Source organism: Sporichthya polymorpha DSM 43042, assembly GCF_000384115.1.
GTDB classification, from domain to species: Bacteria; Actinomycetota; Actinomycetes; order Sporichthyales; family Sporichthyaceae; genus Sporichthya; species Sporichthya polymorpha.
The window spans coordinates 1093144-1116184 of sequence record NZ_KB913029.1 but is presented as its reverse complement, the minus strand read 5'-3'; the positions used below and the strand labels follow the sequence as shown (position 1 = coordinate 1116184).

The following is a 23041-nucleotide window of genomic DNA, read 5'->3' as shown; positions in this document are numbered from 1 at the left end:
CAGATCTCGGCGTTCGCGGGTGGCGACGCGGCAAGTTCGGCCTGCATCGCGCTGAAGACCAAGGCCTGGTTCTGGGCGAGGGTGAGGAGTCGTGGCTTCATACGCCGCAGTGTCGACTCGCCGGACGACTGGCCCGGTCGTCCCTGTGGACAACTTCAGACGTGCGTGGCCTGTGGAAAAGAAAGGGTGACACCCCTTACTGCGCAGTAAGGGGTGTCACCCTTTCTTCACAGAGTGGGGGCGTCAGGAGGCCGAGGAGTCGGCGTCGGCGTCCGTCTTGACGGGGCGCCAGCTGGTGGCGAGGAGGGCGGCGGCGCCGGCGACGCCGAGGACTCCGGCGATCAGGCCCCCGGTGCGGCCGACGAGGCCGGCGTCGGTCGGGTCGTCGTAGTCGATGAGCCCGAACGAGGAGTCGAGGGAGATGCCGCCGGGGCCGAGGATGCCGAGCGCGAGGGCGACGACGCCGATAACGAGGACGTACTCGTAGCCGTCACGGAAGATGAAGAAGCCGTTCGGGCGGTGGGCGGCCCAGCCGGCGACGCACATCGTGCCGATCACCGAGGCGCAGGCGAACGGGGTGAAGAACCCGAGGATCAGGGCCGCGCCCGCGGCGAGCTCGCCCCAGCCGCTCATCAGCGCATGCACCTTCGCGGGCTTGAACCCGAGCGAGGCGAACCAGCGCGCGGTGCCCTCGACCCCGCCGGCGCCCCAGAGGTGGTTCTTGCCGTGCAGAATCATGACGACGCCGAGCGTCACCCGGACGAGCAGCAGTGCGAAGTCGAACGCGCCTTCAGTCATGTCGTCATTCTCCCCGGCTCGCGGATCAGCTGAACGCGGGGATGACCTCTTCGCCGAACAGGCGGATCGAGTCCATCGTGTGCTCGTGCGGCATGTCCTTGTACTGCATGAAGCAGAGCAGCCGGTCGACGCCGATGGCCTCGTAGTGCTTGGCCATCTTGATGCAACGCTCGGGGTCGCCGACGACGATCATGTCCTTGCTGTCGAGGTAGTCGTAGGTGAACTTGTCGTAGTCCACGCCGACGAAGCGCTGGTAGTGCTCGTAGGAGCTGCCGTCACCCATGATCGGCAGCAGTGAGGTCAGCAGCTCGATCTGGTCGTGCTGGTAGCGCATGACGCCGGTCTCGGCGCGCTCGCGGGCGAGCTCCATCGTCGGAGCGCAGTGCGTCATCGCGAAGACCGCGGTCTGGTTGTTGACGTACTTGCCGATCGGCGTCGCGGTCTTGATGGTGTCGCGGTAGAGCTGGATGCGACGCGCGAGCTCCTCGATCGACAGCGCGAGCGTGAAGGAGAGCAGACCGAGGCCCAGACGGCCGGCGATCTCGTGCGACTCGGCGCTGGTGCACGACATCCACAGCGGCGGGTGCGGCGTCTGCAGCGGCTTGGGCACCATCGTGCGCGGGGGCTGGTTGAAGTACTTACCCGAGTGCTCGACGACCGGTTCGGTCCACGCCTTGAGGATCAGCTCCAGGGACTCCTCCCACATCCCCCGCGTTTCCTTGGGGTCGATGTTGAAGCCTCCGAGCTCGGCGAGCGTCGCGGAGCGGCCGGTCCCGAACTCCAGGCGACCCTGCGAGAGCAGGTCGAGGGTCGCGGCCTGTTCGGCCGCGCGGATCGGGTGGTTGTACGGGTACGGCAGGAGCCGGACGCCGTGGCCGATGCGCATCGTCGTCGTGTTCGCGGCCGCCCAGGTGAGCAGAACCTCCGGCGCGGAGGCGTGGGAGAACGACTCCAGAAAGTGGTGCTCGACGGAGAAGATCGACTTGAAGCCCATCGACTCGGCGAACTTGATCTGCTCCTGCATCTCCAGGAAGGAACGCGATTCGTCTTCGCGGGAAATTCCGAAAGGCATTTGCCACTCGTACAAGAGGCCGAATTCCACCGCGATCTCCATCTACTCGATCTGGGAAACAGGTGCCGTGAGCTCAAAAGTAGGGCCCGCTCACCCCGCTGTCAACTTCGACGTTGACGTTGTATTGGCTGGCTGGGCGGCCTCTGGCAACACGAACGTTGACGCTCACGGAGGCCGCGACTACCGTTTGTCGCATGACTGCCTCCGTCGAAACCGAGCGTCGAAGCGAGATCACGGCCACGCTCAGTGAGTTCCTGGTCGGGCTGCAGTTCAACGACCTGCCCGACGAGGCGGTCGAGGTGGGGAAGATCTTCACCCTCGAGTGCATCGGCCACATGGTCAACGCCCATCCGCAGCCGGTCAGCCGGATGCTCGTCCGGTACGCCCGGGATCTCGGCGCGACCGCCCAGGCCGCCGTGCTCGGCGGCGGGTTCCGGACCTCCGTGGCCGAGGCCGCGTACGTCAACGGCTCCCTCGCGCACGCGGACGAACTCGAGTCCTACGGCACGCTGCCGGGCAGTGGCCTGATCCCGCCGATCGCGGCGGGGCTCGCCGTCGGCGAGTTCCGCAGCCGCAGCGGTCGGGACTACCTGACCGCGCTCGTCGCGGGTGTCGAGATGCAGGGCCGCCTCGGGACGGCGGGCATCGGCGCGTGCGACCGCGGCTTCATGGGGATCTCGCTCGTCGGTCCGGCGGGTGCCGCGGTGACGGCCGGCCGGCTGTACGACCTGACGGCGGAGCAGATGCGTCACGCGCTCGGCACCGCATTGCCGCTCGGCAACGGCAGCACCCGCGGGTGCGGTTCGATGGCGCACGTCCACGAGGCCGGTGTCCCGGCGCGCACGGGCGTCTTCGCCGCGCAGCTCGCGGCCGACGGGTTCACCGCCTGCGACAACTACCTTGACGGCGCCTACTCCTGGGGTGAGCAGTTCGCCGCCGGCGGCGCCCGCCCCTATGCCGAGGAGAAGCTGACGGAGGGTCTGGGCGAGACCCTGTTCCTCCTCACCGCCGGGGTCGCGCCGAAGCAGTACGGCTCCTGCGGCCTCACGCACCAGACGATTTACGGCACGATCGACATCCTGCGGGCCGAGGGCCTTCGCCCCGACGACATCGCGACCGTCGACCTCCACGTCCCGGCCTGGGCCGACCGCATCGCGCCCTACCGCGACCCGATCAGCGGTGAGCAGGCGAAGTTCAGCATCCGCCACGGGGTGGCCGGCTTGCTCGTCGAGGGCATCCCGGAGCTGCCGTACACCGCCGCGTTCACCGACGAGGCGTCCCGCGACCCGCGCTACGTCGCGGCCCGGGAACGCGTGCGGATCCACGTCGACGACAGCGCCAGCGTCCGCGCGTTCGCGGATCAGACCGTGGTCGTGACCCTCCACGACGGCCGCACGATCACCCGCGTCGTCCCGAGCCTGACGGCGTCCCTGCCCTCCCTCGACGAGCGGGTCGCGATGGTCGAACGCACCCTGCGCCGCCTTCCGGCGGAGAACGCCAAGCGCCTGATCGACGTCGTCCTGCACCTGGAGGATCACGACCTCGCCGAGGTCGCCGAGCTCGCGCTGGGCGGCGGCTGAGCAACCTCCTGACGAACCCTCAGGTCCGTTCCGCGTGGGCGATCAGCGCCGACGCCAGCCGGCTGACGCCGGCCTGAAGGAAGGCCCGCACCGGTCGTCCGCTGCCCGGCCAGGCGCGGCGGAACGTCGTGCTCCACACGATGTCGGTACCGCCGTTGGGGCGCGCGGTCAGGTGCACGTCCGCCCGGTGGTCGCGCATCGGGATCACCGACCGCACCGAGTAGGCGTGGTGCGTCGGCGCGGTCTCGGACAGCACCGCCTCGCGCACCGTGACCGGCCCGATCCGCATGAGCCGCACCGGCGGCGTGGCGCCCGGCTCCCAGTCCACGCGCTTCAGGGCGCGGAACCAGGTCGGCCACCCGGGCGCGTCGGAGAGCAGCGCGAACAACCGCTCCGGCGGCGCGGTCGAGGATCGACGAATTTCGAAAGTCAGAACGGATTGATCGCCCACGGAATTAACACTAGCGTTGACGAGAGCGGACGAACAGGAAGAGGGACGGTCATGGGAGTGCTGGACGGTCAGGTCGCCATCGTCACTGGTGGCGCGCGCGGACAGGGGCGCTCCCACGCGATCGCGCTCGCCCGGGAGGGCGCTGCCGTCGTCGTGGCCGACATCGCGGCCGACCTGCCGACGATCGACTACCCGCTGGCGACGCCCGCCGAACTGGAGGAGACGGTCCGGCTCGTCGAGAAGGAGGACCGGCGCGCGCTGGGCCTGCAGGCCGACCTGCGCGACACCGCCGCGGTCCAGGGCGTCGTCGACGCGACGCTGGCCGAGTTCGGGCGGATCGACATCCTCGTCGCCAACCACGGCGTCATCAATTACGGGACGGTCGAGAACACCACGGACGAGATGTGGGAGACCGTTCTCGCCACGAACATCACGGGCTACTTCAAGATGATGCGCGCCGTGATCCCCACGATGCGCGCGCAGAACTACGGCCGCATCGTCTGCACTGCGTCGTTCGGCGCCCGCGGCGGTTTCCCCAACCTGCCGGCCTACACGGCGGCGAAGTGGGGCGTCATCGGGCTGGCGAAGGGCACGGCGCTCGAGGTGCAGAACAGCGGCATCACGATCAACGTCGTCGCCCCGGCGGCGGTCGGTACCGGGCTGTTCCTCAACCAGCCGACGTACAACCTGTTCTGCCCCGACATCGAGAACCCGACCCGCGACGACTTCGAGGCGCGGCTGGTCCAGAACAACGCCGGACTGAACGGCCGCCGGTACCTAGACCCCGAGCACGTCACGCGCGCGGTGCTGTTCCATGTCACCGACCTCGACGGAGTGATGACGGGTCAGGTCACCGACGTCGGGCTGGGGGCCTCCGCCTTGCGCTGGTAGGTGCGGCCGCCGCCCTAGAATCCCCCGTATCGGCGGAGGAGGTGCCGGGTGGCGCGCAAGAAGGTGAAGGCGCTCGAGGACGACCTGACCGGGGGACCGGCCGACGAGACCGTGCGGTTCTCGCTCGACGGGATCGACTACGAGATCGACCTGTCGGCGAAGAATGCCGAGCGCCTGCGCAGCGACCTGGACATGTACGTCGCCGCCGCCCGGCGGGTCCGGGCCCTCTCGCTCCTGCGGGACGCGGGCCGGTACCAGCGCCGGGCCGGCTGACGCCGCGCCGACGGGTGCGGAATGCTGACGGCATGAGTCAGCTGGACCTCTCCGTCGCCGACGAACTCCTCGCCACCACCCGCAGTGTCCGCAAGAAGCTCGACCTGGAGCGGTCCGTCGACCTCGCGCTGGTCGACGAGTGCATCGAGCTCAGCCTTCAGGCCCCGACCGGCAGCAACGCGCAGGGCTGGCGGTGGCTGGTCGTCACCGACGAGCAGCTGCGCGTGGGGCTCGCGGACATCTACCGCCGGGCCTCCGCGACCTACTTCGCCAAGCAGGCCGAGGCCCTGGCGGGCGACGAGGTGAGCCAGAACGCGAAGGTCTACAGCAGCGCGCAGTACCTGGTCGACGTGCTGCACCGCGTCCCGGTCCACGTCATTCCGTGCATCCGCGGGCGGCTGTCGGACAACAGCTTTGCGAACGCGTCGATGTACGGCTCGATCCTCCCCGCGGTGTGGAGCTTCATGCTCGCGGCCCGGGCCCGGAACCTCGGCACGGTGTACACGACCCTGCACCTCAATCTGGAGTCCGAGGCCGCGGAGCTGCTCGGCATCCCGCCGAAGTTCCTGCAGATGGGCCTCATCCCCGTCGCTCACACCGATCCGTCGGTGTTCAAGCGGGTGAGCCGTCAGCCGCTCGACGAAGTTCGCTTCCTCGACCGCTGGCCGACGGACTGATCGACGGTCCGTCAGACGGCGAGCGCCTTGAGCGCGGCGGTCGCGATCTCACCCGGGCGCTCGAACGGGCCGAAGTGTGTCGTGCCGGGATGCTCGACGAGCCGGGCGGTCGGGAGGGTGTCCACGAGGATGCGGGCGCTGCGGGCCGCGCGGATCTGGTCCGGCTCGGTGCCGACCGCGACGGTCACGGGCACGGCCACGTCGATGACGCCGGTGCGCTCCGCGCCCGAGGCGTAACAGGCGGCCTCGGTCTCCGGGGCGCAGCGCAACTCGACGCTGCCGTCCTCGGTCTCCCGGAAGCCGTGCTCGAGGAAGGCCCGCAGACTCTCGTCGCTCCAACCGACGAAGGTCGGCGTCCGGCGCAGGCGCTCGCCCGCGAGGCCGCGGGACGAGAACCGTGACATCCGCCGCCGCGTCCGCTCGACGAAGGCCGTGGGGTCGGGCCGCTCGTCCGTGTCCGCCAGCAACGCGGGCTCGAAGACGTACGCCGCCCGCAGCGTCCCCGGCCACCGGGTCTCCGCGATCAGCGCGGCGGCAGCTCCCATCGAGTGCCCGAGCACCGCGACCCCGGACGGGTCGAGGGCCGTCGCCACGGCGCGGACGTCCTCCGCCATCCGGTGCCACGAGCAGTCGTTCCCGGGCGCCGGGTCGGACCGGCCGTGACCCCGGAAGTCGAGCGCGAACACCCGGAACCGGTGCGTCAGCGCCGCCGCCAGCGGTGCGTACGCACCCCCGCAGAACCCCGTCGCGTGGCAGATCAGCAGGGGCGGCCCGTCTCCTCCGAAGTCCTCCACGTGCAGCGTCACGTCGTCGGTCGAGCTGATCCGGGGGTCGTCGCGCACGGGCATGACCGTACGCTCGGTGCCGGTCGAGAACCCGGAGGAGCCCGCTGTGAGCGTTTCGCTGAAGGTCGACGGAACCGTCGCGATCATCACCCTCGACGATGCGCCGACGCGCAACGCGTTCACCGGCGAGAGCGCCGGCGCGTTCCTCGACGCGATCGCGACCGTGCAGCACGACCCGGGTGTGGCGGCGCTGGTCCTGCGGGGGGAGAACGGCGCCTTCTGCTCCGGAGCTGCGCGGCCGCTGCTCGCCGCCGCCCGCGAGAACCCCACGGACCCGACGGTCCTGGACGGGCTCGGCAAGGTTTACCAGTGCTTCGTCGCGGCGGGCACCGTCGACGTCCCCGTGATCGCGGCCATGCGCGGCCCGGCGGTGGGGGCCGGCGTGAACCTCGCGCTCGCGGCCGACGTCCGCATCGTCTCCACCGAGACCAAGCTGCTCTCCGGGTTCCTCAAGATCGGCCTGCACCCCGGCGGTGGGCACTTTATGCTGCTCGACAAGATCGCCGGCCCGCAGACCTCGGTCGCGATGACGCTGCTCGGCGAGGAGGTCGTCGGGCAGAAGCTCGTCGACCTCGGCCTGGCGTGGGAGGCGCTGCCGGACGACCAGGTCGACGAGCGTGCCCTGGAGCTCGCGCGGCGATGCACCGACCCCGAGCTCGCGCGGGCGGCGACGCAGACCTTCCGGGCGCAGACCTCCTCGCGGCAACTGCCGTGGCAGTCCGCACTGCGCGCCGAGCAGGCCGTCCAGATGTGGTCGATGGGTCGGCCGAAGGCCTGACGTCAGCCCACCGCCACCGTGCCCTCCTGCTGGAGCCGCCCGATCTCGGTGGAGGTGAGGCCGAGGACTTCGGAGAGAACCTCCTCGGTGTGTTCGCCGAGGAGCGGGGCGCGGCGGACGGGCCGGCGGGGGATGCCCGAGAACTCCAGCGGGGTGCCGGGCATCAGGTAGGAGCCGACGCCGGGGTGCTCGACGGTCTCCCACATCGGGCTCGCCTCGGAGCACCGGGGGTCGTCGACGACCAGCTGGGTGAAGGTCTGGTACGGGCCCCAGGAGACGCCGGTTCCGTCGAAGAGCTCGCGGAGCTCGGCGAGGGTGCGCGCGCCGAACCAGGGCCGGAGGATCGCGGCGATCAGGTCGCGGCCCTCGTACCGGCCGGATTCGGTGTCGAGGTCGAGGCCGGTCGCCTTCGCGATCTGGTCGAAGGCCTTCTGCTGGCCCGTCACCTCGCGCAGGGCGTTCCACTGACGACTCGTCAGCGCGACGACCATGACGCGACGCCCGTCGGCCGTCGCGAAGTCGTGGCCGAACGCGCCGTAGAGGTAGTTCCCGTCCTTGTCCTGGTCGCGCCCGCCGAGCTGGGCCTCGGCGATGCGGCCGAGGTGCCCCACCATCGCGAACGCAACGTCGGAGAGCGCGAGCCCGATCAGCTGGCCCTCGCCGGTCCGGGAGCGGTGACGGTCGGCGGCGAGCAGACCGGTCGCGGTCAGCCCACCCATCGCGACGTCCCACGCCGGCATCAGCGAGTTCGCCGGCTCGGTCAGGTTGCGTGGGCCCGAGGCGAGCGGGAACCCCGTCGCCGGGTTCACCGTGTAGTCGACCTCGCTCGTCCCGTCACGGTTGCCGGTCAGCGCGACCATCACCAGGTCGGGTCGGTGCTCCCGCATCCGGTCGTAGGACAGCCACCCGCGAGCCGGGAAGTTCGTGATCAGGTTGCCCGCCTTCGCGACCAGCCCGGTGACGAGCTCGCGGCCGGCCTCGCTGCGCAGGTTCACGCTGACCGAGCGCTTGCCCTTGTTCATCCCGGCCCAGAACAGGCTCTGCCCGCCCGGCGCCAGCGGCCACCGCTGGTAGTCCAGGCCGCCGCCGATGTCGTCGAAGCGGATCACGTCCGCCCCGAGCTGAGCCAGCGTCATCCCGCCGAGAGGCGCGGCGACGAACGCCGAGCCCTCGATGACCTGAAGACCGGCCAGAACCCCTGTCATGGCATCAACCCCACCGCACGCCAGTCCAACACTTCTCGCGGGGTCTCCTCCCCCGGGGACAGCGCCGCACTCCGGGCGCGGAAGTGGACGAGCCCGCCGTCGGCCAGCGGCTCCAACTGCTCGAGGGTCACCTCGGTCCGGAGCAGGTCGCCCTCGAAGGTCGGTCCCGTGTGGTCGCAGGAGTGCCAGGCCAGCACTGTCGCCAGGTCGGGCAGCAGCCGCGTCACGTGCCCGAGCGCGATCGCGATGACGTGCCCGCCGTAGACGAGCCGCCGCCCGTGCGCCCCGGCGGTGGCGTCGGTGTGGGTCATGGCGGTGTTCAGCGTGAGGCGCGCAAGCTCCGGCGCGCTCGTCACGGTCTCACCGGCGACGATGCGGTGCGTGCCCGGCGTCAGGTCGGCGAACAGCGGCCCGAGCGGCTCCGCCCGCAGCGGGGCCAGGTCCCACGACGGCACCAGCGCGGCGACGTCCACCGGCCGGCCGACCGCGTCGAGGTCGGCGTCGTGCGGCGGCGGCTCGGGCGTCCGCGCCGGCAGCAACGGGCAGCGCCAGAAGTCGAGCACGGGCGCGCCGTCGGAGTCGGTCGTCGTGCACCGCAGCGCCGCGATGCCGCGGCCGCGGGACGCGGTCTTGAGGGCGACGACCTCGGTCCGCGTCCGCAGCGTCGTCCCGACGGGCACCGGCCGCGCGGCCAGGCCGCGGTAGAACAGGTTGCCGAGGACGCGTCCGCTCGGCGCCGTCGACTGCCCGATCGCGACGTCGCACACCAGCGCCGGGTGCGCGAGCAGACCCGGCGTCCCCGTGACGGCCTCGTACAGCGGCGCGTCGAGCGCGAGCCGGAGGCGATCACCGGTGATCGCCTGGTGCAGAGCGGCGTGCCCCGGGGCAAGAGTCATGCCGGGCGCGGAGAAGACGTCGCCGACGGCCAGGTCGTCGAAGAACGGCGGGCCGACCTCGGAACCGGAACTCATAAATCCTCCAACCTGTCTGGACAGTATGTCCGTGGTGCCCGGGATCGACACACTGGGGGCATGACTTCCGTGGACACTCTGGAACAGAACACGGCGATCGTCCGGGAGTACTTCTCGGCGCTGAACGATCGTGACCTCGACCGGGCCGTCAAGTGCTGGGTGGCGACCGGCGGCGTGGAGGCCGTCCCCGGCAACCGGAACCTGCCGGTGCCCGCCGGGCTGCGCGGCTTCTTCGGCTCGCTGTTCGACGCGATGGGCGAGTGGAAGCTCGAGGTGATCGAGACGACCGCCCAGGGCGACCGGGTCTGCGTGCACTGGCGTGCGCAGGCGGCCTTCACCGGGCCGGGCCGCTTCGACGGCTTCCTCCCGACCGGCGCCGGCGGCGAGGTCCAGGGCCTCGACCAGCTCACCGTGCGCGACGGCCTGATCGTGCGCAACGACGCGTACTTCGACGCGATGGAGCTCGGTCGTGCGATCGGCCTGATGCCCCCGGCCGGCAGCCCGCCGGACAAGGGCATGAAGGGAATGGTCAACCTGCAGACGCGGGTGAAGGGCCTGCTGGCGAAGCGGAAGAAGTAGGCGCGTACAGCGTCCGGAACCACAGGTCGACCAGCGCGTCGAGCAGAGCCCGCCGCGGCTTCTGACCGGCCGTCACGGCCCGGACCTCGTGCTCCATCGCGGACAGCGTCGCGCCCATGAGCAGCGTGGCGAGGGCGCGCGCGTCCGCCTCGGTGTGCACCAACCCCGCCCGTCGGTCGGCGGCGATGCGCGCCCGGATCCGCTCGACGAACCCGGCGGTCCACGATCCCCAGATCTCCTGGGTCTCGGGGCCGCCGGCCGCGGCGTCGAGCATGGCGACCAGCAGTGGCGCGTGAGCGCGCCATAGCTCGGCGCTCGCCCGTACGGTGCGGGTGACGCGCTCGGCCGGATCGGCCGTGTTGTCCTCGTACCAGGCGGCGCCCGCGGCGGCCATGGCGTCGCGGAAGTCCGCCAGCAGCGCCGCGACCGCCGCTCCCTTGCTCGGGAAGTAGAAGTAGAACCCCGACCGGGTCACCCCCGCCGCCGCGCTGATGTCGGCCACCCCGATCTCGCTCAGCGGTCGCTCGGCGAGCAGCTCCTCCAGTGCCGCGAGCAGCCGTTCCCGCCGCTCGTCGCCGCGCCGGGGGGCCTGGCCGTGCCGCCGTCGTTCTGCCACCTCGTCAGTCTGGCAGAACCTGACGCACGGCAAGAACTGTTGACGCGCGTCAAATAAGGGGTTTAGCGTCGGTGCCTTCGACGAGGAGGTCGCCATGGGCGCGAAGCTGACGCTGCCGCTGCTGGCCGCCCGGGTTACGGGCAATCACCTGCGGGAGAAGGTGCGCCCGGTCCGCGTGACTCGCGCGGACGAGACGCCGCCGAACGTTCGGGCCATCACCCCGCAGTGGCTGACCGCCGTCCTGTGCGCGGGTGTTCCCGGTGCCGCGGTCGAGCGCTTCGAGGTCGTCGGTGGGTCGGACGGGACGTCCTCGCGCCGCGCGCTGCGGGTCGAGTACAACTCCGCCGGCGTCGCGGCGAAGCTGCCCGAGCGGCTGTTCACGAAGTCGGCGTCGACCCTCGGCTCGCGGCTGTTCCTCGTCCTCGGCGGGGTCACCGAGACCGAGTCGATCTTCTACAACCAGGTGCGCCCGGGGCTCGACGGACTGCGCAGCCCCCGGGCGTTCCACGCCGCCTCCGACGGGCGACGATTCCGCTCGATCGTGCTGATGGAGGACCTCGCCGCCGTCGGCTGGACCTTCCCCGACCCGATGAAGGAGCGCCTGAGTCGTCGCGACGTCGAGGACATGATCGACCAGATGGCGTACTTCCACGCCTCGTTCTGGGACTCACCCCGACTGCGCGCCGACCTCGCCAAGCTCCCCACCACCGAGCAGTTCCAGGCCCGGCTCAACGACCTCGGCATCGAGCGGCGCGCCCGCGTCGGCATCGAACGCGTCCGCGATCTCACCCCGCCCGCGGTCTACCGGCGGAAGGCCGAGCTCGTGCCGGCGGTGATGCGGTCGCTGCGACTCAACTCCACGGGCACGCCGACGCTGCTGCATCAGGACGTCCACCAGGGAAACTGGCTCCGCGACCCCGAGGGTCGGATGGGTCTGTACGACTGGCAGTGCGTCGCGCGCGGGGAGTGGGCACTCGACCTCTCCTACGCCCTGTCGGTGAACCTTCCGACCGAGGAACGCCGGGCCTGGGAGCAGGACCTCCTCGACCGCTACCTCTGGCGGCTCGGCGAGGAGGGCGTCCCCAAACCACCGACCAAGGACGAGGCCCTGCTGCGCTACCGCCAGCAGCAGTTCCACATCGTCATGTTCACCCTGCTGACGATCGGTGCCGGCCGCCTCCAGCCCGCCGGCATGCAGCCGATGGACTACATGCACCGCGCCTGGCAGCGCGTCGCCGCGTTCCTCGACGACCACGACTGCCTGGACAGCCTCCGGTAGCAGCGGCCTCCCGCCGCAAGGGCCCCGCGGCGTCTACCGTCGCCGCATGGTGTTCTTCCAGATCACGATCGACTGCCTCGACCCGCCGGCGCTGGTCCGGTTCTGGGCGCAGGCCCTCGGCTACACGCCGGTCCCGCCGGCGGAGCCGGACACCCCGTGGAACCGGCACTACCGGGGGCGGCTCGGGGACGGCGAGGAGTTCGACAACCGGCTCTTCGACCCGGAGGGCCTGCGCCCGCCGATCTGGTTCCAGCGGGTGCCGGAACCGAAGGCCGGGAAGAACCGCGTCCACCTCGACGTGTACCCGACCGCTCGCGACGACACGTTGACGCAGGCCGAGCGGGTCGCCAGGGTGGACGCGCGGGTCGACGAGCTCGTCGCGCTCGGCGCCGTCGTGCAGTGGCGGGACCGGGACGACGACGCCGACGACCCGTACTACTACGTCGTTCTGCAGGACCCCGAGGGCAACGAGTTCTGCATCAGCTGATCGCGAAGGAGCGTTCGATGGGTCGTCTCACCGACAAGGTCGCGTTCATCACCGGGGTCGCCCGGGGTCAGGGGCGCTCGCACGCGCTCCGGCTCGCTGAGGAGGGCGCGTCGATTATCGGCGTCGACCTGTGCTCGCAGATGGACTCGGTCGGGTACCCGATGGCGACGGACGACGACCTCGCCGAGACGGTGAAGCTCGTGGAGGAGCGCGACGCCCGGATCGTCGTCTCCCGGGCCGACGTCCGCGACGCCGCCGCGCTGCGCCAGGCCGTCGAGACCGGGAGCGCCGAGCTGGGCGCGCTCGACATCGTGCTCGCGAACGCCGGCATCTTCCCCGGTATCGGCGAGGTCGCGAAGACCGGCGAAGCCTTCGCCGACGTCGTCGACGTCAACCTCACCGGGGTCTACAACACCGTCGAGGCCGCGCTGCCGACGCTGATCGAACAGGGCCGGGGCGGCAGCATCGTGCTCACCTCGTCCGTCGCCGGCCTGTCCGGGCGGCTGAACATCCCCGACAACGCCGGGATGATGGGCTACGTCGCCGCCAAGCACGGCGTCGTCGGGCTGATGCGCACGTACGCGAACATGCTCGCCCCGCACAGCATTCGGGTGAACAGCGTCCACCCCGGCGCGGTCAACACCCCGATGATCGTCAACGAGGGCTTCGGCGAGCTCGCGGCGGCGTACCCCGACGAGCTGTCGAAGCTGGCTCACGCGATGCCGGTCGAGATGCTCGATGCCCTCGACATCAGCAACGCGATCCTGTGGCTCTGCTCCGAGGAGGCGCGCTACGTCACCGGCGTGACGCTGCCGGTCGACGCCGGGTTCATGGTGCTCTGACCCGGCGCCGACTCCTGAGGGAGCGTCAGGCCTCGACCACCGTCACCGAACCGGTCGTGCCGTCGACCTCGAGCAGGGCGCCCTCCGGGATCCGGACGGTCGCGTCGATCGCGGAGACGACGCACGGAATGCCCAGCTCCCGGCTGACGATCGCGGCGTGGGAGAACGGTGCGCCCACGTTCACGACGACCGCGGAGGCGCCGACGAACAGCGGCGTCCACGACGGGTCGGTGATCGGGGCGACGAGCACGTCGCCGGGCTCGAACTCGTCGGCCGCGTCCGGGTTCAGCACGATGCGGGCGCGGCCGCGGGCGACGCCCGGGCAGCCGGAGACACCGGTCAGGACCTCCCCGGCGGACAGGGGCGCGGCGGTGTGCGCATCGCGGCGCGCCCACTGCGTGTAGTCCGCCGGCTGGCCCGCGACGACGAACGGCGGGATGTAGTTGAACAGGTCCAGGTAGACGCGTTCCCGCTCGGCGAGGGTGTCGGCGAACGACGCCGGGTTCTCGACGTACGCGGGCAGTTCGTCCGCGAACAACATGAAGATGCGCTTGGGCTCGGGCAAGGCGCCGGCGGCGGCGCCCCGGCGGCCGAGCTCGAGCGAGGCCAGCCGCAGCTCGTGGATGAGCATGGCCGCCGACGTGCGCTGCCGCTCCCGCGCCCGCACCCACAGCGCGGCCGCGTGCAGCGCCGCCTCGAACTGGGGCAGGGCCTCGTTGCCGGCGAGCGCCTCGCGGATCCCGGCGGAGGCGGCCTCCCGCTCCGCCGCGCGCTGCGCGTTCTTCGCCTCGGGCGCCTCGTCGTCGGAGACCAGACGCAGGCGCTCGATCATCGACAGCGCGAGCTCCGGGTCGGTGCTCCACGTCTCGGCGCGGATCTCCCACTCGCTCTGCCCACGAAAGTCCCACTCGTCGAGGAACGACTCCAGGTCGACCCGGAACGCCTTGGCGTCCACGGAGTCCAGCGCCTGCAGACGGCCCATCAGACCGGAGACGCCGGCGTCGAAGGCCGCCGTCAGCTCGGCGTTGGCACGGACCTTGCGGGAGAGCGTCCACATGCCGCGCGAGGCGCCCGCGGAGTCCACGTCACCGATACCCGCGACCAGCGTCAGCGAGAGCTCCGGCTTGCCGATCGCCGCGCAGACCTGCGCGACCGCGCCGAGCCCGACGCCGGCCGCGAGGCTCGCGACGATGTGGTTGCAGAAGAAGTGCCGCAGGTCGTCGTTGAACGAGGTGATGCGAGCGGCGAGCTCGGCGTCGGAGAGCGTCGTCAGGTCCGGCCGCGCACGGCGGATCTCCAGCACGCGGGCGCGGTCGGCGTCGAACGGCGCGAGGTCGGTGGCCCCGAGAACCTGACCGACCAGCCAGGCGCCGGCCTTCTCCGAAGCGGCAGCGTCGGAGTCGAAGTCGCGCTTCTCCGACTCGTACGAGGGGATGCCGGGCATGTCACCGAAGTACTGCAGGTCGACGGCCTCGGGGGTGAAGCCGGGAACGCGCACGCCGAACAGCCGCATCAGCGACATGTTGATGTAGATGTAGCTGCCGAACATGAGAATCGGGTTGTGCGGGACGGCGGCGTCGTAGAGGTCCTGGTCCCACGCCCCGGTCGCGACGTACGCGTCGCGCCAGCCCTTCTCCAGGTTCGCGAAGAACCCGGTCGAGGCGTTCAGCGGCGTGATCGGGTCCGGGAAGATCTCGCCCACGTTGGCCCGCGAGGTGAGCGGGAAGACGGTCGACGCGGTGTCGTTCAGCGGCCAGGCGTGCACGGGTCCTCCTGGGACGGGACGGGCTACTTCTTGGCGGGGGGCTTCTTGGTGGCTGTCTTGGTGGCTGTCTTGGTGGTCGTGCTCGTGCGGGGGACCGGCGGGAGCGCCCGGTGCCAGACGTCGCCGATGACGCGGGCGATCCGCTGGATCTCCTCGTCGCGGGGTGTCCGGTCGGGCAGACCGATCTGGACGTAGGCGACCTGCTCGACCATCGCGCCGAGGACGGCTGCCAGTTGCGGGAAGTCGCCGTCCCCGATGCGCCCGGCGGCGTGCAGCCGTTCGAGCCAGCTCTGGGTGCGGGCGACGAAGCTGCTGCGCAGCTGCAGCCACAGCTCGTCGAAGCCGTCGCTGCGGACCGCCGCCGCCTCACGCATGACGCGCAGGATGTGACGGTGCCGGCTGTACGTGCGCAGGTAGAGGACGGTGTCCGCGGCGAGCGCGTCCGCGTCGGTGTGGTCCTGCAGACCGGCGCGTGCCTCGAGCAGGTCCTCGAGGCCGGGCTTGAGCGCCTCGAGGAAGATCTCGCGCTTGGACTCGAAGTGCCGGTAGAAGTTGCCCTGCGAGACCCCGGCACGGGTGACGATGTCCTGGATCCGGGTGCGCTCGTAGCCGTACTCGCCGAAGCAGGCGGTCGCGGCGTCGACCAGCTGAGCCCGGGTGCGCCGGCCGCGCGCGTTGCCCGACTTCGGCGCCGGGTCGGTCACGGCGAGGGCCAGGACGTCGGACTCCACGCGTCACCTCCCGGACGACTGTCGGCGACGCGGAATGCGACTGCCGAGTCACACCATACGGATCGGAGCCGGTCGGGGGAACCCCTGCGGCGAGGTTCGGAGGCCGGTCTTGCCTGGTGACGCCCAATGTGATTCTCTCGTCGCAAACAAGGGAGTCCGGTGGACGAGATCCAGGTGATCAGCCCGGTCGACGGCTCCGTCGTCGCCACCGTCGCGGAGAGGACGCCCGCCGACGTGCGGGCGACGGTGGCGGCCGCGCGCGCCGCGGCGCCCGCGTGGGGCGAGGTGCCGGTGGCCGACCGCGCGGCGATCCTCGACCGCTGGGCGCAGGCCGTCCTCGACGCCGGTGACGAGATCGCGGACTCCACGTCGCGCGAGATGGGGATGCCGCGCGCGCTCGCGCGGGTGACACAGGTGGAGCTCGTCGCCGCCGTCCTGCAGAACACCGCCGCGACGGCACGCGACTTTCCCTGGGTGCAGAAGCACGACGGCTTCGAGGTGCACCACGTCCCGGCCGGTGTCGTTGCCGCGATCACCCCGTGGAACTTCCCCGTCTACCAGTGCGCGACGAAGCTCGCGCCCGCCCTGGCGGCCGGGTGCGCCGTGGTCCTGAAGCCGAGTGAGCTCGCCCCGACCGGGCCGGCGCGCTTCGTCGAACTCGCGATCGAGGCCGGTGTTCCCGCCGGCGTGCTCGGCCTCGTGTCCGGCCGCGGCCCGACGGTCGGCGAGACCCTCGTGACCGCCGACGGCGTCGACGTCGTCTCGTTCACGGGATCGGTCGCGGTCGGGTCGAAGGTCGGTGCGCTCGCGGGCGCGGCCATCCGCCGCGTGGCGCTGGAGCTCGGCGGCAAGAGCGCCGCGGTCGTGCTCGACGACGTCGATCTCGACGAGGTGATCCCGCGCGCGGTGAAAGCGGCGTTCGTCAACAGCGGCCAGGCGTGCAACGCGCCGACGCGGTTGCTGTATCCCCGCACGGCGGCGGCGCGGGTCGAGGCTCTCGCCGCGGCGACGGCCGCCGCGCTCCGGGTCGGCGACCCGAACGACCCCGCGACCGACCTCGGCCCCTTGGTCAGCACCGCGCAGCACGCACGGGTCCGCGGGTTCGTCGACCGCGCGGTCGCGGCGGGTGCGCGCCCCCTCGGGCCGAGCGTCGACCTGACTGCGCCGTACTGCGCGCCGGTCGTGCTCGCGGACGTCGAGCGGGGTGCGGAGGTCGCGCAGGACGAGGTCTTCGGCCCGGTGCTCGTGCTGCTCCCGTACGACGACGACGCCGACGCGATCGCGCTGGCCAACGACACCGACTACGGGCTGTCCGCGGAGATCTGGGGTGCAGACCCGGCGCGGATCGCCGCGGTTGCCGCCGGTCTGAGGGCAGGTCAGGTCAAGGTCAACGGGGTCCGGACGCGGACCCGGCCGGGCGCCCCGTTCGGTGGGTTCGGGAAGTCCGGCGTCGGCCGCGAGCTCGGCGAGTGGGGCCTGTTGGAGTTCTGCGAGGTCAAGGCGGTGCTGGCGTGAGCAGGTACCTCGTCACGGGCGCGGGTTCGGGGATCGGGCAGGCGTTGGCGGCCCAGCTCGTCGCCGCGGGGCACGCGGTGGTGGGTGTGGATCGCGACGTCACCGGCGTTCCCGCCGGCTGCGAGCGCGTCACCCTCGACCTGACCGACACCGCCGGCATCGACGCCTTCGCCGCGGGCATCGGCGCGCTCGACGGCCTCGCCAACGTCGCCGGCGTCCCCGGGACCGCCTCGCCGGACGTCGTGCTCCGCGTCAACTTCCTCGCCGCGCGCCGGCTCACCGACGCCCTGACGGGTCGGATGTTCGCGGGTTCCTCCGTCGTTCACGTGACGTCGCTGGCCGCGCGGCGGCCGGGCGTCGAGGACGACGTGGCGTGGTCCCTGCTCGACGCCGCGGAGGACGAGGTGCTCGCCTTCGCCACCGCCCGGGGTCTCGACGGCTCGGCGGCGTACGACCTGTCGAAGAAGTTGCTCGTCCTCCACGCCCGCGCCCGCGCGGCCGCTCTGCTGGGGTCGGGCGTCCGCGTCAGTGCCGTCAGCCCCGGCCCGATCGAGACCCCGATTATCGGTGACTTCCGCGTGTCGATGGGGGCGAGCGTCGACGGCTCGGCCGACGTCGTCGGGCGCCTCGGTCGTGCCGACGAGGTCGCGGCCGCCGTCGCCTTCCTGCTCTCACCCGCCGCGTCCTGGGTGAACGGCGTCGACCTCGAGCTCGACGGCGGCCTCCTCGCCGCCCGCACCCTCGCCGCCCGCACCCTCGCCGCCCGCTCCGCCCCCGCCTGATCGCTCACGTCGGCCGCCGTCAAGAAAGGGTGACACCCCTTACTGCGCAGTAAGGGGTGTCACCCTTTTTTGACATCAGCGACGCGAGAGTCACATCGACCGCGCGGGCTGTGCGGGGCGGTTGCGCCAAAAACGGGCGCGAATTTTGGGGGTTCGACCCCTTGTGATCCGGAGCGCACCGGCCTAGTTTGTGACAGTCACGTCACAAAGGAGATCGCGTGAAGCTGCTCGTCGGGATCGCCGCGGCCACCGGGGTCGCCGTGTTCGGCGTGGCCCCGCTCGCCGCGGCCGACGTTGCGTCCGGGGGAAGTTACGACGGGACCGCGGTCGCCTACGGCAACCTCGTCACCGCGACCAACCCCTCCGTCCCGCTCGGTCTGAGCCTCGAGCAGTCGGCCCCGGAGTCGCGGGTCCGGTTGACGTCGCTGGGGGAGTCCTCGGCGCTCGCGGCCGGTCCGTACCTCGGTGACTCGGCCACCGGCATCGCGTTCAGCCAGGCCGGTGGCAAGGGTCTGGGCGGGCTGGACTTCCCGCTCGTCGCGGTCACCTCGGCCGGCGACAAGCCGAAGGACGTCACCGCCCCCGGCGTCGACCTGCACGCCGAGAGCGGTGTGAACCTCGCGGCCGCGCGGGCCGCCCTCGGCACCGGCGCGAACCGGGCCGCGACCGACGCCCGCGTCGAGCGCGTCACCGGCGGCACGTCCGCCTCCGCCTCCTCGTTTCTCGACACCGTCGTACTGTTCGACAAGCTCCTCATCTCCGGTCTGCGGTCCTCGGCCGAGACCGTCGCCGACGACAGCGGCAACCGCACCCGCCGCGGCACGTTGAGCATCGGCCGCCTGACAGCGCGGGGCATCACGATCACGGTCCCGCCGGAGTCGCCGCTCGGCGCCGGCGCGCAGATCACCGGCCCGGATCTCGGCTTCGTCGACGGCCAGTTCTTCCTCGAGGTTCCCGGCGCACCCAGGAACTCCGTGCCCGTCGACGCGGCGGCCGTCGCGGACGCGTTCCGGACGGTCGGCCTCACGATGACGTTCGCCAAGGCCGTCGAGACCGACACCGGGATCATTTCCCCGTCGCTCACGATCTCCGGCGTCGTGCCCGCGCCCCCGGAGAACCCCCAGGTCAACGGCGAGACGCCGGTCAGCGTGACGCTCGGCCGCACCGCCGCGTCGGTGACCGTCCGGCCCGCCGCCGCGATCCCCGCGTTCACGCCGGCGACGGGGACCACCCCGGCCGCCACCACTCCGGACACCACCCCGGCGGTCGACGGAGCGGCGCTGCCCGGCCTGGTCCCTGACGCCGCGTCAGGTGCAACGGTCCCCACCGTCGACCTCGGCACCGCCCCGGCCGCGGGTGACCGCGCCGCCCTGGCGAGCGCGTCGTACGCGCACCCCGACCTCGCCCCGGTCTACCTCGCCCTCGGGCTGGCGGCCGCGGTGGCGATGGGCGCCGCCGGAATCGTCCGATCGATGAGCGTCTCCCGTGGAAAGGGTGTCTGATGGGGTTCCTCAGCTGGCTGCGTGTCCAGTGGGACCGCGCGGCCGCGGGCTCGGCGTTCGTCGCCGGGCTGGTCGCGCTCGTCCTCGGCTGGATGGGGATCAGCGACGCCCTCTACGTCGTCGAGCAGCTGCCGTACCTGATCTCCGGCGGTCTCGTCGGGCTCTTCCTGCTCGGGCTCGGCGCGGTCTTGTGGATCTCGGCCGACCTGCGGGACGAGTGGCGCGAGCTCCGCGCCCTGCGCGAGCTGCACGCGGAGCGTCTGCCGCACCTCGCGGAGCACCGGTGACCGTCCTCCCTCCCGAGCACCGCGCGCCCTACCTGGGTCCGGCCGGAGCGTGGACGCGCGGCACCGCCCTCGCCTCGGTCGCGCTGGCCGGGATCTCCGCCGCCGGCATCACCGCGGCGTGGATCGGTGCGAGCGGCCGCACGCAGATGGACGACGTCGTCCCGTTCCTCGTCCTCGGCGTCGTGGCCTTCGCGGCTGGCGGTCTCGCGGGCGCGGTCTGGCTCGGTGGTGGGCTGCGGAGCATCCGCGCGGAGCGGGTCGCGCTGCGCCGCCGCCTGCTCGCGATGGACCTCGGCCGCGTCGAGGCCGTCGCCACCGCCGACGTCCGCGTCATCGCACCGGGCATGACGAAGGTGCACCGCCCGGACTGCGAGTACGTCCGAGGCAAGGAGGTCTCCGAGGTCCCGGCGGACGCCGCAGTCCCCGAGTGCCTGGTGTGCGCGGCATGAACGACCTGCTGCCCTACGTCATCTTCGGCGTCACCGCCGGCGCGATCTACGGCCTCTCGGCGATGGGCCTCGTGCTCACCTACAAGACCTCGGGCCTGTTCAACTTCGGCCACGGTGCCGTCTCGGCCGCGGCGGCGTTCGTCTTCTACAGCCTCCACGTCGAGAAGGGGATGCCCTGGCCACTCGCCGTGCTCGTCGTCGCGGCGGTGTTCGGCCCGATCGCCGGCCTGCTGCTCGAGCGCATGGCCGCGGTCCTCGCCGACGTCCCGGTCACGTACAAGATCGCCGGCACCGTCGGCCTGCTTGTCGGCCTCCGCGGCCTGATCGAGCTGATCTACGGGCCCGAGGCGAAAACCCTCGCGCCGTTCCTGCCGCAGGGCACCGCGTTCTCCGTCGACGGGGTGCGCGTGACGGTCGAGAACCTCATCACCGTCGGCGTCGGGGTCGCCGCCGCTGTCGGTCTCTACGTGCTCTTCCGGGTCTCGAAGCTCGGCGTCGCGATGCGCGGCGCGGTCGACGACTCGATGCTCCTGGACATGACGGGGTACGACCCCGCCTTCGTGCGCCGCATCAGCTGGATGATCGGCGGGGTCTTCGCCGCGGTCTCCGGCGTCCTGTTCGCGAGCGCGCAGGGCCAGCTCGACGTCGACGTCCTCTCGCTTCTCGTCGTCCAGGCCTTCGGTGCCGCCGCGATCGGACGCTTCGCGAGCCTGCCGCTCGCGTTCATCGGCGGCATCGGCATCGGCGTCGTGCAGAAGCTCGTCAGCCAGCAGGTCGTCGACTACCCGGCCCTGACCGGGCTCGACCTGAACGTCCCGTTCCTCGCGCTCTTCGCGATCCTGCTGTTCACCCCGCGCGGCAAGCTCGTCGAGGTCGGACGCTCGGTGAAGTCGCGCGCCGTCCCGGTCAGCCGGTTTCGCGTGCGCACCCGCGTCGCCGGCTACGGCCTCGCGCTCGCGGTGCTCCTCGCGATCCCGACGCTGGTCGGCGCCAAGCAGCCGGTGTGGAACCTGGCGATGGCTCAGGTCCTGCTGTTCCTCTCCCTCGGCCTGCTGGTCCGCGTCTCCGGCCAGATCTCGCTGTGCCAGGTCGGGTTCGCCGCCGTCGGCGCGGCCGCGTTCGGCCACCTGCTCGGCCGTGGCGTCCCCTGGCTGCCGGCGCTGCTGATCGCGGGTCTGATCACGATCCCGGTCGGCGCGTTCGTCGCGATCCCGGCGATCCGCCTGTCCGGTCTGTACCTCGCGCTCGCGACGTTCGGCTTCGGCGTCTTTCTCGCGCAGTTCTTCTACACGAAGGACTACATGTTCGGCTTCGGACAGAAGCTGCAGACGCACCGCCCGGCCGGCTTCGAGTCCGAGGAGCGCTACTACTACGTGCTGCTCGCGGTGGCGATCGTCGGATCGCTCGTCGTCGCGGTCGTCGAGCGCAGCCGCCTCGGCCGCCTGCTGCGCGCGCTCTCTGACTCCCCGACCGCGCTGGTCACCCTCGGCGTCAGCACGACGGTGACGCTGGTCCTCGTCTTCTGCCTCTCCGCCGCGATGGCCGGCGTGAGCGGTGCGATGTACGCGGGCCTGTTCGGCTCGGTCGGTGGCTTCGCGTTCCCCTTCACCGCCTCGCTGATTGCCCTCGCGGTCCTCACCATCTCCGGTCGCGCCACGATCCCGGCGGCCTTTGTCGCGCCCGTCCTGCTCTACGTGGTCCCGGCCTACCTGGAGGGGGAGCGGACGGGCTCGGCGATCCAGGCCCTGTTCGGCTTCAGCGCCATCGTGGCCGCCGCGGCGTCGCAGGGCGGCCTCGACCGCTGGTTCGGCGCGCGGGCCGTCGCGTCCGCCGACCGCCGGCGCGGCCCCGCCGGCCTGGCCGGCAACCTGCCGGGGCGCAAGCCACGTCCCCGGACCACCCGCGCCCGGACGGCGGTGACCTCGGCATGAGCGACGGACTGTTCCGCCTGCGCGGCATCCGCGCCGGCTACGGCGCGACCACGGTGCTCCGCGACGTCGACCTGACCGTGCCACCGCGGAGCGTCGTCGCCCTGCTCGGCGCGAACGGCGCCGGCAAGACAACGCTGCTGCGCGCCGCGTCCGGGGTGATCGGCCTGTCCGCCGGTCGCCGGACGTTCGACGGCGAGGACCTCACCACCGCGACCCCGCACCAGCTCGCTCGCCGCGGCATCTGCCACGTGCCCGAGGGCCGTGGCGTCTTCGGAAGTCTGACGGTGCGTGAGAACATCCGCCTCCAGGCGACGAAGGGCAGTGAGTCCGAGGCGTTCGACCGTGCGGTCTCGGCCTTCCCGCGCCTGGGTGAGCGGCGAAACCAGCTCGCCCGGACGATGTCCGGCGGCGAGCAGCAGATGCTCGCGCTCGCCCGGGCCTACATCCAGCGGCCGCGCGTCGTCCTGCTCGACGAGGTGTCGATGGGCCTCGCGCCGCGCATCGTCGACGAGATCTTCGAGTTCCTGCGTCGCCTCGCCGCGGAGGGCGCGAGCCTGCTCATCGTCGAGCAGTACGTGAAGCGCGCCCTCGAGGTGGCCGACGCGGTCTACCTGCTGAACAAGGGTCAGGTCTCCTTCGCCGGCGAGCCCTCCGAGCTCGACGGCGAGGACCTGTTCACCAGCTATGTCGGCGGCAACGTCGGCAGCGCCGATCCCGTCCCCGCTTAGGAGCGAC

The 23041-nt window shown here is 71.7% G+C and carries 25 protein-coding genes; 16 read left to right on the top strand and 9 right to left on the bottom strand.

All coding sequences use genetic code 11. The annotated features are described in order from the left end of the window. Nucleotides 1-243: 243 nt before the first annotated feature. Nucleotides 244-798 (bottom strand): DoxX family protein, encoded by a 555-nt coding sequence (locus SPOPO_RS0105540; RefSeq protein WP_019873794.1) that lies wholly within the window; start codon nt 796-798, stop codon nt 244-246. A gap of 25 nt (nt 799-823) precedes the next feature. After that, nucleotides 824-1870, bottom strand: coding sequence for an LLM class flavin-dependent oxidoreductase (locus SPOPO_RS27900; RefSeq protein ID WP_281168149.1), 1047 nt, complete (start codon nt 1868-1870; stop codon nt 824-826). 194 nt (nt 1871-2064) lie between these two features. Between SPOPO_RS27900 and SPOPO_RS0105530 the strand changes: the two genes are divergently transcribed. Beyond that, complete coding sequence (locus SPOPO_RS0105530; protein ID WP_019873792.1) at nt 2065-3450, top strand: MmgE/PrpD family protein; 1386 nt, start codon at nt 2065-2067, stop codon at nt 3448-3450. Nucleotides 3451-3469: 19 nt separating this feature from the next. Here SPOPO_RS0105530 and SPOPO_RS0105525 read toward each other — a convergent pair whose 3' ends face one another. Then, a complete protein-coding gene (locus SPOPO_RS0105525) occupies nt 3470-3901 on the bottom strand; it encodes an SRPBCC family protein (RefSeq protein WP_028984540.1) in 432 nt (143 codons plus the stop codon). Nucleotides 3902-3952: 51 nt separating this feature from the next. Between SPOPO_RS0105525 and SPOPO_RS0105520 the strand changes: the two genes are divergently transcribed. Genes SPOPO_RS0105520 through SPOPO_RS0105510 form a run of 3 tightly spaced genes read left to right on the top strand, consistent with a single transcriptional unit; the run spans nt 3953 to nt 5742 of the window. Continuing rightward, the gene (locus tag SPOPO_RS0105520; RefSeq protein ID WP_019873790.1) at nt 3953-4792 is read left to right on the top strand and encodes an SDR family NAD(P)-dependent oxidoreductase; all 840 of its coding nucleotides are present in this window, start codon (nt 3953-3955) and stop codon (nt 4790-4792) included. Between the two features lie 48 nt (nt 4793-4840). Further along, a complete protein-coding gene (locus tag SPOPO_RS27895) occupies nt 4841-5065 on the top strand; it encodes a histone-like nucleoid-structuring protein Lsr2 (protein WP_019873789.1) in 225 nt (74 codons plus the stop codon). A 32-nt stretch (nt 5066-5097) separates the two neighbouring features. Then, nucleotides 5098-5742 carry a nitroreductase family protein gene (locus SPOPO_RS0105510; protein WP_019873788.1) on the top strand — a complete coding sequence of 215 codons (645 nt, stop codon included), beginning with the start codon at nt 5098-5100 and terminating at the stop codon, nt 5740-5742. 11 nt (nt 5743-5753) lie between these two features. Here SPOPO_RS0105510 and SPOPO_RS27890 read toward each other — a convergent pair whose 3' ends face one another. After that, a complete protein-coding gene (locus SPOPO_RS27890; RefSeq protein WP_169577158.1) occupies nt 5754-6584 on the bottom strand; it encodes an alpha/beta fold hydrolase in 831 nt (276 codons plus the stop codon). Between the two features lie 49 nt (nt 6585-6633). On the opposite strand from SPOPO_RS27890, the gene SPOPO_RS0105500 reads away from it, so the two are divergent. Further along, nucleotides 6634-7365 carry an enoyl-CoA hydratase-related protein gene (locus SPOPO_RS0105500; protein WP_019873786.1) on the top strand — a complete coding sequence of 244 codons (732 nt, stop codon included), beginning with the start codon at nt 6634-6636 and terminating at the stop codon, nt 7363-7365. A 2-nt stretch (nt 7366-7367) separates the two neighbouring features. On the opposite strand, the gene SPOPO_RS0105495 is transcribed toward SPOPO_RS0105500, so the two are convergent. Together SPOPO_RS0105495 and SPOPO_RS0105490 are read right to left on the bottom strand one after the other, a co-directional pair. Next, nucleotides 7368-8570, bottom strand: a complete 1203-nt coding sequence (locus SPOPO_RS0105495; RefSeq protein ID WP_019873785.1) for a CoA transferase — start codon at nt 8568-8570, stop codon at nt 7368-7370. Further along, nucleotides 8567-9541, bottom strand: a complete 975-nt coding sequence (locus SPOPO_RS0105490; RefSeq protein WP_019873784.1) for a hotdog family protein — start codon at nt 9539-9541, stop codon at nt 8567-8569. Before SPOPO_RS0105490 ends, SPOPO_RS0105495 begins: the two co-directional genes overlap by 4 nt. A gap of 60 nt (nt 9542-9601) precedes the next feature. Here SPOPO_RS0105490 and SPOPO_RS32415 point away from each other — a divergent pair, with 60 nt between their 5' ends. Next, the gene (locus SPOPO_RS32415) at nt 9602-10120 is read left to right on the top strand and encodes an ester cyclase (protein ID WP_084670896.1); all 519 of its coding nucleotides are present in this window, start codon (nt 9602-9604) and stop codon (nt 10118-10120) included. Here SPOPO_RS32415 and SPOPO_RS27880 read toward each other — a convergent pair. Then, nucleotides 10071-10736 (bottom strand): TetR/AcrR family transcriptional regulator, encoded by a 666-nt coding sequence (locus SPOPO_RS27880; RefSeq protein ID WP_019873782.1) that lies wholly within the window; start codon nt 10734-10736, stop codon nt 10071-10073. The genes SPOPO_RS32415 and SPOPO_RS27880 overlap by 50 nt on opposite strands. A 94-nt stretch (nt 10737-10830) precedes the next feature. On the opposite strand from SPOPO_RS27880, the gene SPOPO_RS27875 reads away from it, so the two are divergent. From SPOPO_RS27875 to SPOPO_RS0105465, 3 genes are read left to right on the top strand one after another with little or no spacing between them, the layout of a single operon-like run. After that, nucleotides 10831-12015, top strand: a complete 1185-nt coding sequence (locus tag SPOPO_RS27875) for a phosphotransferase (RefSeq protein WP_019873781.1) — start codon at nt 10831-10833, stop codon at nt 12013-12015. 46 nt (nt 12016-12061) lie between these two features. Beyond that, nucleotides 12062-12502: a VOC family protein gene (locus SPOPO_RS0105470; protein ID WP_019873780.1), complete on the top strand. Its 441-nt coding sequence runs from the start codon at nt 12062-12064 to the stop codon at nt 12500-12502. A 17-nt stretch (nt 12503-12519) separates the two neighbouring features. Further along, the gene (locus SPOPO_RS0105465; RefSeq protein WP_019873779.1) at nt 12520-13344 is read left to right on the top strand and encodes a mycofactocin-coupled SDR family oxidoreductase; all 825 of its coding nucleotides are present in this window, start codon (nt 12520-12522) and stop codon (nt 13342-13344) included. A gap of 25 nt (nt 13345-13369) precedes the next feature. Here the strand turns inward: SPOPO_RS0105465 and SPOPO_RS0105460 are convergent, their stop codons facing one another. Together SPOPO_RS0105460 and SPOPO_RS0105455 are read right to left on the bottom strand one after the other, a co-directional pair. Next, nucleotides 13370-15109, bottom strand: coding sequence for a PEP-utilizing enzyme (locus SPOPO_RS0105460; RefSeq protein ID WP_019873778.1), 1740 nt, complete (start codon nt 15107-15109; stop codon nt 13370-13372). A gap of 23 nt (nt 15110-15132) precedes the next feature. Next, complete coding sequence (locus SPOPO_RS0105455) at nt 15133-15840, bottom strand: TetR/AcrR family transcriptional regulator (protein ID WP_019873777.1); 708 nt, start codon at nt 15838-15840, stop codon at nt 15133-15135. A gap of 159 nt (nt 15841-15999) precedes the next feature. On the opposite strand from SPOPO_RS0105455, the gene SPOPO_RS0105450 reads away from it, so the two are divergent. The 7 genes from SPOPO_RS0105450 (at nt 16000) to SPOPO_RS0105420 (ending at nt 23034) form a co-directional block, all read left to right on the top strand. Continuing rightward, the gene (locus tag SPOPO_RS0105450; RefSeq protein ID WP_019873776.1) at nt 16000-17355 is read left to right on the top strand and encodes an aldehyde dehydrogenase family protein; all 1356 of its coding nucleotides are present in this window, start codon (nt 16000-16002) and stop codon (nt 17353-17355) included. Beyond that, nucleotides 17352-18137 (top strand): SDR family oxidoreductase, encoded by a 786-nt coding sequence (locus SPOPO_RS27870; RefSeq protein WP_019873775.1) that lies wholly within the window; start codon nt 17352-17354, stop codon nt 18135-18137. Before SPOPO_RS0105450 ends, SPOPO_RS27870 begins: the two co-directional genes overlap by 4 nt. Nucleotides 18138-18355: 218 nt before the next feature. Further along, a complete protein-coding gene (locus tag SPOPO_RS0105440) occupies nt 18356-19639 on the top strand; it encodes a hypothetical protein (RefSeq protein ID WP_028984538.1) in 1284 nt (427 codons plus the stop codon). Next, complete coding sequence (locus tag SPOPO_RS0105435; RefSeq protein WP_019873774.1) at nt 19639-19926, top strand: hypothetical protein; 288 nt, start codon at nt 19639-19641, stop codon at nt 19924-19926. Before SPOPO_RS0105440 ends, SPOPO_RS0105435 begins: the two co-directional genes overlap by 1 nt. Continuing rightward, entirely contained in the window at nt 19923-20375 is a 453-nt protein-coding gene (locus tag SPOPO_RS0105430; RefSeq protein ID WP_019873773.1) for a hypothetical protein, read from the top strand. Before SPOPO_RS0105435 ends, SPOPO_RS0105430 begins: the two co-directional genes overlap by 4 nt. Next, nucleotides 20372-22306 (top strand): branched-chain amino acid ABC transporter permease, encoded by a 1935-nt coding sequence (locus SPOPO_RS0105425; protein WP_084671661.1) that lies wholly within the window; start codon nt 20372-20374, stop codon nt 22304-22306. Before SPOPO_RS0105430 ends, SPOPO_RS0105425 begins: the two co-directional genes overlap by 4 nt. Further along, entirely contained in the window at nt 22303-23034 is a 732-nt protein-coding gene (locus tag SPOPO_RS0105420) for an ABC transporter ATP-binding protein (protein WP_019873772.1), read from the top strand. Before SPOPO_RS0105425 ends, SPOPO_RS0105420 begins: the two co-directional genes overlap by 4 nt. Nucleotides 23035-23041 lie beyond the last annotated feature (7 nt).